Genomic DNA, 13,416 nt, shown 5'->3' with positions numbered 1-13,416 from the left:
TTATAATTTTAATACACTAGGTAAAATACAAGCTCCGCTGTGTACGTTGATAATACTTTTTTCTGATCCTCTGTATACTCCTAAACCATATACCTCTTCGTTATAAGCTAACAACATTCCTACGATATTCACTTTTATATCTTCCAACTGAATTTCTTGTTGGTTTATGTATTCTTGTACCATATAATCTTTCCAATTTGTATCCAATAGCGTTTCCCACAATTCAGGAGCACATTCATTTTTTACATACATATCAATACCTCTTCCTCCACTAGTTTTTTTTAGTATCCAGTTTTCTTTTGATGTTTTAAGTGTATTTCGTATTTCTTCTGAATGCAACGTGTAAGAAGGAATTAGGTATTTTTTCAAAAAAGCATATTCATCTGCACTCATATAGTCAAGCATGATTTTTTCATTATACAATACCGATAAGATTCGTTTATCATGAACTAATATGGTAGATCTCACATCATTTATTGTCATTTTGGATGCCATCATCTTTTTCAAGATTTCAATAGGAATGTTTTTCAATTCTTCTCGATCCATTTCTATAATGAATTGTGTTACTACTTGATTTCCTATTTTTAGTTCCTCTCTTTCTAACACCAACGCACTTGGCAAACTGTTTTTGATGGTATATCCTAATTTTTCCAACTCTTTAAACAGCAAATACGCTTCTGTTCCTTTTTCTTTTTGATGTATATAAAAAATAGGATACGCTTTATTGAATTCCCGAGCCAGATTAGATACTAAATGTTCTAGTTTTTCAAATGATTGGTTACTGCTGTCTTCTAATGGTATTAGATGGTTCATTATTGTATTCAAATAGTAACTCACCATCCAACCATTTATAGGGTACCTACATCCTATTTCACATATTTTGGCTTGTCCTACTGTATCTAAAAGAATATCAGGTCGGTATATTCCTACCGAATAAGGTATTGATGCGACTTCTTTTAAAATAGTTTCTAATTGATAATCTAACCGATAAATATCTCTGATTCGATTGTCTTCAAAGTAATTGTTTACAATCTCTTTCAGTGCTTGATTAAGCAGTTTATTTAGCTTTTTATATTCGTTAAACTGTGTGTCAGACACTGAAACTGCATAGGTTGTAAATGCATCTACATCATGATTTAACTCGGCTAATGTCTCTTTTAGAAACTTTTTATATTTTGTTTCATCAACTCCTATTTTGGCAACTACATACTCATGAAGTTCATGATCTATATCTTTAACTGTCATATGAAATGTACTTTCATGGTTACATAGCATATTCTTCTGAAACCTGTTTATATAAAACATTCATTACCTCTGCTTTTAAACGCAAATAGTCCTCTACAATTTCTTGTAAGTCATAATCTTCCACATGAATATTAAAAGCTTTGCTGTATGAGTTTATAGCATCTACTGCATGGAAAAAATGGTTTTTTTCTGTTGGTCCACAGTGCACACTAATCCATGCCAATGTTTTATCTATATCTTCATCTGACAACCTTCCTTCTTCTCGTAACCAACTTTCAAATAAAGGAATGATAAATTCTACTTCTCCATGTGTGTATATTTCATGTACCAATGTAGTTAGTAACCCTACCATAATATCTTTATTTCTTAGTGAGTTTTTATCTTTCCAAGCTTTAAACTCAATGGCTTCTTTGTTTAAATAAGTATTCGACAACCAAGAATCATCTCCTGTAATATTTGTTGCCATGTTATAAAACAATATTGAGTGTAAAATTCTTCCGACAACAGCTAAATCTTCATCTACAATTCTGTTTAAACTGGAAACTGCTCTAAACAAATCGTATTCACTATTTACTTTTTGTTTTTTATGAATAATCATAGTCATACGATTGCTTAATCCGGCAACTGTCATAGCACTATTATTCGTTTGGCTCCAGCTTTTAAAAAAAGTATTTAGGGTTTCTTTTGCTTGTTTTTGAGCAGTTAATGCTTTAAAAGATTTTTCTATTTGACTAAACTTTTCTTCTTGAAGTGGAAAATACGTAGCTAATTGTGTTTTCAAATGTGAATCTTCCATTTGAGTAATTACGGGTAAAATGATTGATAGTAAGCTCATAATTAGTATGTTTAAAATATACTCTAGTTTAAGCTTTATAGTAACTGCTTACAGAAAAAAGGCCCTAAACGATTTGATTTAAAGCATGAAAGTAGATGATTTGGAAATAAATTATAATGTTACATTATACATACTAAAAAAGCTGCCTTATAGAATAGAAGACAGCTTTTTAGCTTTATAAAAATAAAATATTTCTTAGTTATTTATGTCGTATTATTTTACAACTTTTACCCATTTTCCTTGAGTACGTACAACATAATTGTTATCATACATAGCTTCTGCCTGTACTCCTGGTAAATAGTAGTTTCCTAAATAAGATGCATTTAATAAAACTCTAAATGTTTTAGTTTCATACTTATTTAATGTAAAATAATTACTAATACTAGCATCTCTAATATCTGTATAATCAACTTTTGATGAGGTCGTATTGTTTCCAAAATCTGTAAAACGGGTATTAATAATTTCCCATCCTGAAGGAATATACTGAGTTAGAGCTACGTTTTCTATTTTAGCGTTTGTAGCGTTTTTAATCTTAATTTCAGCTATAAAATTGGTTCCTTGTAATAAATTATCCGGTTCAATAGTACTACCTTCTTTTGTTTTATAGACTACTGAAGCTTCTAAGTTCTTTTGGAATACTTTTTCTTCTCCAACCGGTAATATTCCTGAGTTTAGGAGTCTTACATACACAACTCCTTTACCTGTGTTAGATACTTTAATACTATTCTCTTTTTGGATTCCTTCTAAAGTTGTTGTATATAACGCTTTAGAGGTACTTACTTTTTGAGATTTTCCGTTTAATGAATAGGTTACCTCAATTCCTGCATTTTCTCCGTTTTGTAATGCATATGCACTCATTGCCAATAAACTATACGCTGTTGTTTGCGTACTCATCCATTGTTCTTCTGATAAACTTTGAGCAATTTCTCTTGCTAACTTTATAGCAACCACCTCATTATTTAAGAGTATATATGTTTCAAGTGCCATTGCTTTATTTCTTGTTTCCGAACCGTAATTGTAATAATACTGACTTGTATAATTTTCTGCGGTAATTGTATTCAGAATAGAACTTGCTATTGATTTTTTTCCTATTAAAGCATAGGCAGCTGCCAAACGGGTTTTAGCTTCATTAGAAATTCCTGACGTTTCTTTTAAACGGTTCATTGAGGCTAAATCCGGACTATTGGCTAAACTTAACGTGTATAAACGATACGCTTGTGCTAACGAGTTATCGTAGTAACTATTGGTATTTCTCCATCTACGTGCTTGTTCTTTTTGATAGTTGATCCATTTAGCTCTGAACCCTATAGGTAAAGCATATCCTTTTTTAGCTGCTTCTATCATAAAGTGTCCGGCATAAGAAGTACCCCAGCTATTAGCTTCTACGTTTCCTTGCCAATACGATAAACCACCACTAGCTAATTGAAAGTCTGATAATCTTTGAATAGTTGCTTTGATGTTTCTTTCTATAGATTGCTTTTTAGTGTCTGATAATTCAAAGATTTCCGGTAAATATAATTGAGGAAATGCACTTGATGTTGTTTGTTCAACACATCCGTGTGGATACTGAATAAGGTATTCCATACGTTTGGTAAAGTTCATTGGAGGCAGTGTTGACAATTCTACATTAGCTGTGTTTGTGCCTTGAGTACCAAATGTTGCAAAATTAATTTCACTTTGTTCATTTGATTTCAAAACTAAATCTTTCACTTCAGTAGTTACCGGATTAGGATTTAACACATCTATTTCAACTTCATAAGAGGCTTTTTCGCTTCCTGAAACGGCTTCTATTTTTACTTTTCCTATACCTTTAAAATCATTTACTTTTAACGTAAAATATGCCATTTTTTCATCCGGCTGATCAAATGCTATAGTTTGTGTTCCTTCTCCTTCAATTGTATAAGATGCATCCGAAGCTACCGTAACTTTTACTTTTTTAATGGTAGGCTTCATTGCAAAAACGGTTACCGGTAAGGTTACGGTTTCTTGTGGCGTAATTTTACGTGGTAACGAGGCTAATATCATAACCGGTTTACGTACAAATGCTGTTTTTTCGCTACTTCCGTAAGCCTCTTTTGTTGCATTTGTTGCTACTACCATAGCTCTTACAGAACCTACATATTTAGGTATTTTTATACTGTGTTCTTTTATATCTCCTTTATCTAAATTAAACGGACCTAAATACGTAACCATAGGTTTAAAACGGTTTGCTTTCTTGTTTTTGCTTCCTGCTTCCGCTTCATCTCCTCCGATACTTAAAATTTGATTTACTTTTCCTCCGTAAGCTCCTATTACATCATCAAAGATATCCCATGTTCTTACCCCTAATGATTGACGAGCGTAAAACGTATCCCAAGGATTTGGCGTTGTAAAACGTGTTAAGTCTAACAAGCCTTCATCAACCAAAGCAATAGTATAGGTCATAGGTTTTCCGTCTTTTTCTTTTATTCGAATGCTTGCTGTAGTTTCAGGACGTAATTCATCAGCCAATTGAATTTCAGGGTTTAATTGGGTTGCCGAATCATGAACCATCATTGGTATTGAGCCGTACATTCTAATAGGTAAGTCATTTATTGTTTGACTATGTTTTTGTAGCAATGAAATATTTACAAAAACATTAGGTGTATATGTTGGAAGCACCGGAAACGTAAAACTGGTTTGTTTTGCTTGTGTTTCTACCCAAAAATGACTTAATACTTCTGTACCGTTTTCTATAGTAATAAGTGCTCTGCCTCCTTCTGACGACGGGAATTTAACCGTAGCTGTTTCATTTACTTCATAGGCTTCTTTATCTGTACTAAACACTAACATTGTTGCGTTACTTTTATCTTGATTTCCTTTCTTTTTTCCATACCAAGAAGGCCAATCAAAATACACTACTGATGAGGTTACATGCTTACTTTTTGTATCTGTAACTTTAACTAAATAGCGTCCCCAATCATTTTCATCTATTTTAAGATCAAAAGTTCCTTTACCTGCTGCATTTGTTTTTACCTGAGTAGTTTTATAAGGTTCGTGGTAACGAGTTCCGTCATAACTAGACAATCCGTTATCAGAAGTATTCCACCACCATCTCCATGAAAGTTTATAAACTTTAACCTCTAAATTGTTAGCAACTCCTTCTCCGTTTTCATTTACAGAAGCTACCTTGAATGTATAATTTTCATCTGTAAATAAATAGTTTTTAGATTGTGATTCTTCTGCTAATTGCAATCCTGCATAGGTTGTGTATGGAGATACTTTTTTACTAAATACATCGGTACTAAAATCGCCTCCGTTTTCATATACTTTAGTAATAAAACTTGCCTTTAACATTCCGGGAGCTTTAGTATCTAGTTTTGGTTTTACTGAAAATGTAGTTTTCCCTTCATTGTCCAAGTTTCCTCTTAAAACGGTAAATTCTTCTGTTCCGAATCTACGAGTAGCATCATCAAAATTATAATTTTTAAATGTTGGAAACTCTGTTGCTGTTTGTGAAAACTTTCCGTTAATGTCTAGTTTTAATCCTCTGGCAATTGCACCATGTAACCATTTTACTTCTGCCTCACCTGCTATTGGGTTATTTGCTTTAATAACATCGGCATTCATTTGAAGTTTTATTTTTAAACGGTTAGGTTTTATGGTTTCTATTTTTAATGTTTTATTAAAAACAGCACTTCCTACGCTTACCCTTAACTTCCAATTTCCTGTAATTGCCTCTTGGTTTGTTTGTGGTGTATAGGCATATACGTTATCTGAATTTTTCAGTATTATTTTGCGTTCAATAATTTTTCCTTGCGGATTAATCAATTCAAATTTTATTGGGTGGTTATCAGGAATTGGATTGGCTTTATCATTCAACACAAAGGTTAAAAATAATTGATCTCCGGGTCTCCAAACACCTCTTTCTCCGTAAATATACCCTTTTAATCCTTTTTGTAATTTAGCTCCTGACACATCAAACTTACTCATTGACAAAGCATTTCCTTCATTCAATTTTAAATAGGTTGTGTTGGCTTCTTTAGTTACTACCGCAAAAAATGCATTTGCCGTATCTTCAAACATTGCTATTCCTTTTTCATCTGTGGCAGCAGTTACTACAGCTTGTTGTTGTAAGTTATACAGGGTTACTTTTGCAGCAGCTACCGGCAAAGTTGTTACTAAATCGGTTACAGCTACGAATATTTTATTATTATCTCCTTTTTTAACAATAACCCCTAAGTTGGTTGCTAAAATATTGGTGCTAACATCTTTATTATAGTAATATGAAACAGTACAAGGATTCTCTCTATCATTCCAGTTATATCCTTCTCCGTCTCCGTAGTAATAATCGTAATAATAGTCGGTACTGTCATAATCTTTCGTATCTATCTCTTTTTTACCATATACTATTGTTTTTGCTTCTGCGGCATTATCACATGTATAATTAGCGTATTCTTTAATAAATCCTAATTCTACTCTATACATTGCTCCGTTTTCAACTTCAATAATATCTGCCAGGTTAATTGCATAGGCATTTTCTTTACTTAAGTCCACTCCCTGATTAGCTAAATTAACCGTGTATTTTGCTACAGGACGTCCAACATAACGCAGATTTCCTTGGTTATCTAAGTTATTGTATTGTAAAAACTGTAATACATTATCTTTATATATTTTATAGATTGTTGCATCTACCGCTTTTAAGCTTACTGCTTTAAAGTTAATTTTTAAGTTATCTGAATTAGGTAAAATGGTACCACTTTTAATAAAACTTACTGCCGGCTTTAACTGTTCAAAATACAGTGTTTTTTTATAGTTTTCTTTTAAAGCATAGCCATCGGTGTTTTTAATTCCTTTAAAAATTTCTATATCTACTTTGCTTTTAAATGAAGCTTCCGGATATATTGTTACAACATTGTTGGCTATTTTATAACTGAATTGTCTTTTTTGAGTGTTTTCAAACTGTATAAGTCCTTTTAAGTCTTGTGATTTTTGTATTACGTCTGAAAAACTTATTTCTATATGTTGTTTATCGGTGTCTGTAACTTCAACATTGAGTACTTTAAAGTTGTTTTTACCGGTAATTACTACTTCTCTTTCTCCGTTTGAGGCAGAACCTATTGAGGTTCCGTTCCATGTAACTTTTAGATTTTTATCATCTACAAATCTTTGTAAGCTATCTATTTTAAAATATACTTTAGAGGCATACCCTTCTGTAACATCAAATTTTATCTTTTTTGTTTTTCCTTCATAATTGGCAACTACTAAATCCGGAAAATTAGCGCTTTCAATAACATCACTGGCCGTTAAAATTCCTTCTACATAATACCAGTCTTTGGTATATACTTTAGGTGATTCTAATGAGATATTAAATAGTAAATCTTTTGTTTTTAATTTTACGGTGAAGTTTTTTAGTTCGCTATCTATATTATCATATAGTTTTGATAAATGTAGTGTTACGGTATATTCCTGATTACTTTTTAGTTTTTCTGAAGGAGCAAAAGTTAACATGTTATCGTTAAACGTAACCTCTCCTTTTACTTTAGGTTCTATACTAAAAACATCATTATTTACATTGGTTACATTAGGTGTTTTTTTCAGTAAAAACTGTAATCCGGATGTGGTAGAAATTAGTTTTTGCGGAAACACGCTTATATACTCGTTAAACGCATTTACGTTGCTTTCTGTTTTTTCTTTTTTCTTACATGCATTTATTGTTATTGCTAATAATACTAGAAGTAAAAAACGAAAAAAACCAATTGAGGGTTTCAAAGTATTTTTTTTCATTATAGTTTATCTTAGTTTTAAATAGAGTTTTTTTGATGTTCTTAAACTTACGTTTATATTTTAACCTTAAAATTACTCAAAAAGAAAATAGTAAAACCAACAGATTTAGAATTCGTAGTTATTTAATGAGTATTCGTAATTCATCTACGTATTTTTTTAGAAGCAATTTTAACTTTTTAACCTTGTTTAAGAGTTTTTCGTATACAAAACTAGTCAATTTTAGAGGATTTCTACTAGAAATAGTTTCTATATTTTTTAATTTTACAGCCTCAAATATAAATTATGCTTGGATTAAAATTCGAAACGGAAACTTCATGGGTAGATGTTGCTAAAAACGGGTTACAACAGTTGTTAACCGATCATGCTTTTGCCGAACAAAAGGCGGCTTCAAACGCTGTTTCTATTATTATTAATTATTCTGAAGAGACGGAGTTAGTAAAAGATATGAGCGACATTGCTATTGAAGAAATGGAGCATTTTAGAATGGTACATAACATTATGATTGAGCGAGGCATGGTTTTAGGACAGGCTACTAAAAATGATTATGCGCTAAATTTGCAAAGGTTTTTTCCTCATACCGGAAATCGTACCGAGGCTTTAGTACACAGATTATTAGTGGCCGCTTTAATTGAAGCGAGAAGTTGTGAGCGTTTTAAAGTTTTTGCTGACAATATGAATGATGAGCAGCTTTCTAAATTTTATACTGATTTAATGATTTCTGAAGCTAATCACTACACCCTATTTTTAGGGTACGCTCGCCAATATATGGATAGAGAAATTGTAGACAAAAAGTGGAGTGATTTATTGTCGTTTGAAGCTGAAATGATGAAAAACAGAGGAACTGTTGCTAAGGTACATGGGTAAATTAATTATGAATTGTTAATTATCAATTATGAATTTATAATTCGTAATTAAAAATTGATTAAATGTTTAGTAAAGAAGAGTCTGCGCGTTTGCGAAAGGAATTTTGGACCAGTTTTGGAAAGTCTTTTCCTAGAAAATGGTTATTGTACAATACCAAAATAAAAGGTTTTGCGTTTAAGTTTCAAGCGGATCGTAAGTTGGCTTCTGTTTGTTTGGATTTTGAACATCCTGAAGATATTGCCAACGAGTTATTATATGATCAATTGATTTCTCTAAAAAAAATATTAGAGTCTGAGTATTTACCTGAAGTTATTTATGATGATAATTTTGAGTTAGAGAATCGTAAGATTATAAGGCGTATTTACGTTCCGTATGAAAAAAAGTTTAGTATTCATAATAAGGATACCTGGAGAGATTGTTATGAGTTTTTTGTTGATACCATGACGCAATTTGAGTTATTCTTTTATGAATATGAAGATTTTATTAAACAGGCCATTTAATCTTTTTGTATACTATTATGAATTCTTATTCTCTTAAATTGTTTTTCACTCTTACTTGTTGTTTGTTTTTTTCGTGTTCTGCTTCTACTTCTAACGAGCTTATTGAAGGAATTACGCCTCCTAATTTTGAAACAGAAATACTTTTATTAATTAATAAGCATAGAAAAAGTAAAGGTTTACAGGAACTTCAAATTTTAGAGGTGATTAAATCTCAAACGGATAGTCATACGAACTACATGATTCAACAAAATGCGTTGTCACATGACAACTTTAATACTCGTGCCGATTATTTAAAAAAGCATGCTAATAGTATTGGAATTGCTGAAAATGTTGCTAAAGGTTATTCTACTGCGGAAACGGTTGTTAATGGTTGGTTAAAAAGTGACGGGCATCGTCAAAACATTGAAGGTAATTACACGCATTTTAATTTAACAGCAAAACAGAACAAAAATGGTGTTTGGTATTACACTAACATTTTTGTTCGTGTTCAATAAGTTTTTGTATTCGTTTACCAACCAAAAAGTCTTTTTTTGACTTTCACACTTCTGATGATTAGCGCTTCAGAAACGAAAATCTCGTGAAAATCATAACTAACGCGTTCATAACCTCCTACTCTCCATTGTGGTCCGTAAGAGTTTTTAATAATAAACCCTTCCTGGTCATAGCCTATAATGGTTACTGCGTGTCCTGAATACTGATTACCAGGGTAAGGGTAAATTGGTTCTATAGGTTTCGTGCTATTCAAAATTTGTTGATTGATGTTAGGAAACATGCTTTTTGCTATTGAGTATTTCTGATATACCCCGTTACCTATATTTACTTTAAATCCGTCATCAGGAGTAATGGTATGAAACTCTTTTGAAGGATACCCTCTCCACGCTGGAGCGTAAAGAACCGGATATGATACCGGAATGGCTTTAACTCCTCTTCTAAGTTGTTCTTTTATATAGTTTATGTTTCTGGCTTTTTGGGTGTTTAAATACTCTAAATCTGTAACAAAAACGGTTGCTTTCTTTTTATACTTAACTCCTAATGTTAGAAGTCCTACTTCTCCTTCATACATATAGTTTATAAATTGATCTTCTGTCATCGGACGTACTTTGTCATAATCTAACTTATAAGGCAAGTATTTTTCTTCAATTACCCCGTCTGTTTTTAAAGATTTAATATATGAGAATAAATTGTGTCCCTGAGTAATAGGGGTTTTTCCATATTGGTATCCTTTTTGAAATCCGTACAAATATTTTTCACTTAAATCTTTAGGTACGTTAGGAAATGTTTCTAAGGCTGCTGCTATTGCAAAAGCAGTACATGTGTACTTTACTCCTTGGTTTTTTACCGGGGATTGGCTTTGCCAATGAATTACCGATAATAAATTGCTTACTTCATTAAAAGTTGGGGTTTGTGCTTTAAGTAGCGAAGTAACAAGTACACAAAGTACTAGTAAATAGCTTTCTTTTTTCATTTTTCGTTGTTTTAGTTGATTTTCTCAAATATATAAAAACATTTGGTTGAAAAACTAACTTTCAACTGCTTAGTTATTTTTATTTCATAAAAAAATCGCCGTTTTAGGGCGATTTTCTTTCAAATAATTATATGCTTTTTTTTATATAAATTTTATAGTAAACGGGTAACTTGGTTGTTCGTTGTTACTTGCTTTTATTGCATTGATTATTGGGTATATTAAGTAAAAGGCTCCGATTACCAGCATTCCTACCAATCCTAATCCGAAAAGGATTACTAATGGAATACATATTAATAGGTATAAAAACATGGTTATTCTAAAGTTAATGATAGAGCGTCCGTGTTCGTCCATATCCACTACTTCATCTTTTTTTACTGCCCATATAATTAGGGGTACGATTAATCCGCCTATTCCTGTTACAAAGTCTAATAATTGACTTAAATGGGTTAATGCTAATAATTGACTATTTCTTTTCATTTTGTATAAATATTGGTTGTATATAATAGACGTTTTAGTTTGTTTTTTGTTACGGTTTGTTTCTTTTTATCTTTTTTATGCTAACAAAATTCTATATCATGTTTCTTTTTATAAATGGGTTTAAGTTTGTGTTTATTGGGTATCAGTTGAAGGTGTCTCGATACAATTTCTCTTTCTTTTAGACAGAAAAGTTACTACCACTGTCGTTTTTTCTTAACGACTTAAATTTTACATAGAAGAATCTTTTTCTAAGCTATTTTTCTTTTTCCATTGCTGAAAAAGAAACCGACTTTGGAGGTTCACGAATTCCTTTTAAAATCAATAAGAATTAATGAGCTAAACAAAAATCCAATGCAAACGTAGGTAATTGCTCCACATCATTCTCTTTCGGAGCTTCATGCGTTGTGCTACGCACTGCACTTCTCTTCTTCGTTTGAACGCAACGTTTATAATGATGAAACCTACTGATCTATTTTAAAAGACTGCTATGGTGAAGGTCTTTACTTTGCTATGAGTTTATATTTATTGGGAAATGTCATAGATTACCTTTGTATTTATTTAGCCTATCTTTCTTTTTCTTGATAAAAAGAAACAAAAATCAAGTGCAAACGTAGGAAATTACTACACCATTTTCTTTCGGAGCTTCATGCGTTGTGCTACGCACCACACTTTTATTTCTTCATCTAAACATCAGGCTTTATTTTTTAAATGTTTTGGAATGTTCCTCATTTGCCTCAAGATTTTTGACTGCGTATATTTGCAGCATGATTCAAAATGATACTATTGTTGCTTTAGCGACTCCTGCGGGTGTGGGAGCCATTGCTGTTATTCGTTTATCAGGTGAAAAGTCTATTGAACTTGTTGATTCATTTTTTTCTTCTGTTAAGAAAAATAAATCACTGGTACAGCAAAAATCGCATACGTTACATTTGGGGCATCTAGTTCATAATAATAGTGTTATAGATCAGGTATTGGTTTCAATTTTTAAGAATCCGCATTCGTATACGGGTGAAAACGTAGTTGAAATTTCTTGTCATGGTTCTAATTATATTCAGCAAGAAATTATTCAGTTGTTTTTACAAAATGGTTGTAGAATGGCAGATAATGGTGAGTTTACCATGCGTGCTTTTTTAAATGGTAAGATGGATTTGAGTCAGGCAGAAGCTGTTGCTGATGTGATTGCTTCTAATTCTGCTGCTTCTCATCAGGTTGCTATTCAGCAAATGCGTGGTGGTATTACCAATGAGTTACAGGAATTGCGTGGTCAGTTATTAGATTTTGCTGCTTTGATTGAGTTGGAATTGGATTTTTCGGGTGAAGATGTTGAGTTTGCCGACAGGACTAAGTTTAGGGAGTTAGTTACCAAAATTTCTTTTGTTTTAAAGCGTTTAATTGATTCTTTTGCGTTTGGTAATGCTATGAAAAACGGGATTCCCGTAGCTATTATCGGAGAGCCTAATGTGGGGAAATCTACTTTGTTAAATGCGTTGTTAAATGAGGAGCGTGCTATTGTTTCTGATATTGCCGGAACTACGCGTGATGCTATTGAGGATGAAGTGGTTATTAATGGCGTGGTGTTTCGTTTTATTGACACTGCGGGTATTAGAGAAACGGAAGATGTTGTTGAGAGTATTGGTATTCAAAAGGCTTTTGAAAAGGCTGAAAATGCACAATTGATTATCTTTTTAATTTCTGCTCAGAAGTTTATTGAGGCTCCTGAGTCTTTTCTTCAGGAAATTGCTGCGATTAAAGAGCGTTTTCCGCATAAGCGTTTGTTAACTATTGCTAATAAAATTGATACTATTTCTGAGGAGCAATTGGCTTCTTTAACTGCACAAATTTCTGATTTGGTATTGCTTTCTGCTAAACAGAAGATTGGTATTGATACGTTAGAACAGGAACTTACTTCGTTGGTGAATACCGGGGCTTTAAGTAATAATGAGACTATTGTGACTAATTCGCGTCATTTTGAGGCTTTAACGCTTGCTTTAGAGAGTATTGAATCTGTTAAACAGGGTATTGAACTGGATATTTCTTCTGATTTATTTGCTATTGATATTCGTGAGTGTTTGCGTCATTTAGGAAATATTACCGGTGAGTATGATGTTGATAAGGATATTTTAGGTCATATTTTCGGGAATTTTTGTATTGGGAAGTAGTTCTTTGTTCTCGATACTATTTTTATGTCATTAACATTCCATAAAAATCACTCGAACTGACCTTGTTAATTAGGACGTAGGAATTGGGAATTAGGGATTTTCAAAGACTTAAAAAATAACCGTCTA

Annotated in this window: 9 protein-coding genes; 4 read left to right on the top strand and 5 right to left on the bottom strand. The window is 32.2% G+C overall.

Annotated features, from left to right (window positions below; all coding sequences use genetic code 11):
• The 3 genes from ACQY1Q_RS02245 to ACQY1Q_RS02235 form a co-directional block, all read right to left on the bottom strand.
• A complete protein-coding gene (locus ACQY1Q_RS02245; RefSeq protein ID WP_431003656.1) occupies positions 1 to 1,245 on the bottom strand; it encodes a hypothetical protein in 1,245 nt (414 codons plus the stop codon).
• Positions 1,246 to 1,264: 19 nt separating this feature from the next.
• Positions 1,265 to 2,080 carry a hypothetical protein gene (locus ACQY1Q_RS02240; protein WP_431003655.1) on the bottom strand — a complete coding sequence of 272 codons (816 nt, stop codon included), beginning with the start codon at positions 2,078 to 2,080 and terminating at the stop codon, positions 1,265 to 1,267.
• Between the two features lie 213 nt (positions 2,081 to 2,293).
• Entirely contained in the window at positions 2,294 to 7,825 is a 5,532-nt protein-coding gene (locus ACQY1Q_RS02235; protein ID WP_431003654.1) for an alpha-2-macroglobulin family protein, read from the bottom strand.
• A gap of 282 nt (positions 7,826 to 8,107) precedes the next feature.
• Here ACQY1Q_RS02235 and ACQY1Q_RS02230 point away from each other — a divergent pair, with 282 nt between their 5' ends.
• The 3 genes from ACQY1Q_RS02230 to ACQY1Q_RS02220 all read left to right on the top strand — a co-directional run bounded on the left by ACQY1Q_RS02230 (position 8,108) and on the right by ACQY1Q_RS02220 (position 9,683).
• Positions 8,108 to 8,689, top strand: coding sequence for a tRNA-(ms[2]io[6]A)-hydroxylase (locus tag ACQY1Q_RS02230; protein ID WP_431003653.1), 582 nt, complete (start codon positions 8,108 to 8,110; stop codon positions 8,687 to 8,689).
• A 62-nt stretch (positions 8,690 to 8,751) separates the two neighbouring features.
• Positions 8,752 to 9,189: a DUF4268 domain-containing protein gene (locus tag ACQY1Q_RS02225; RefSeq protein ID WP_431003652.1), complete on the top strand. Its 438-nt coding sequence runs from the start codon at positions 8,752 to 8,754 to the stop codon at positions 9,187 to 9,189.
• 17 nt (positions 9,190 to 9,206) lie between these two features.
• Entirely contained in the window at positions 9,207 to 9,683 is a 477-nt protein-coding gene (locus ACQY1Q_RS02220; protein WP_431003651.1) for a CAP domain-containing protein, read from the top strand.
• A gap of 14 nt (positions 9,684 to 9,697) precedes the next feature.
• Here ACQY1Q_RS02220 and ACQY1Q_RS02215 read toward each other — a convergent pair whose 3' ends face one another.
• Both ACQY1Q_RS02215 and ACQY1Q_RS02210 read right to left on the bottom strand, forming a co-directional pair.
• Positions 9,698 to 10,654, bottom strand: coding sequence for a hypothetical protein (locus ACQY1Q_RS02215; RefSeq protein ID WP_431003650.1), 957 nt, complete (start codon positions 10,652 to 10,654; stop codon positions 9,698 to 9,700).
• Between the two features lie 141 nt (positions 10,655 to 10,795).
• Positions 10,796 to 11,131: a DUF4870 domain-containing protein gene (locus ACQY1Q_RS02210; protein WP_431003649.1), complete on the bottom strand. Its 336-nt coding sequence runs from the start codon at positions 11,129 to 11,131 to the stop codon at positions 10,796 to 10,798.
• Positions 11,132 to 11,895: 764 nt separating this feature from the next.
• Between ACQY1Q_RS02210 and mnmE the strand changes: the two genes are divergently transcribed.
• On the top strand, positions 11,896 to 13,290 hold the full coding sequence (mnmE, locus tag ACQY1Q_RS02205; protein WP_431003648.1) for a tRNA uridine-5-carboxymethylaminomethyl(34) synthesis GTPase MnmE: 1,395 nt from the start codon (positions 11,896 to 11,898) through the stop codon (positions 13,288 to 13,290).
• Positions 13,291 to 13,416: the final 126 nt, after the last annotated feature.

Origin of the sequence: Tenacibaculum sp. TC6, from assembly GCF_050606265.1 — a bacterium.
GTDB lineage: Bacteria > Bacteroidota > Bacteroidia > Flavobacteriales > Flavobacteriaceae > Polaribacter.
The sequence above is the reverse complement of the archived record's forward strand: the minus strand, read 5'-3'. Positions and strand labels throughout refer to the sequence as shown.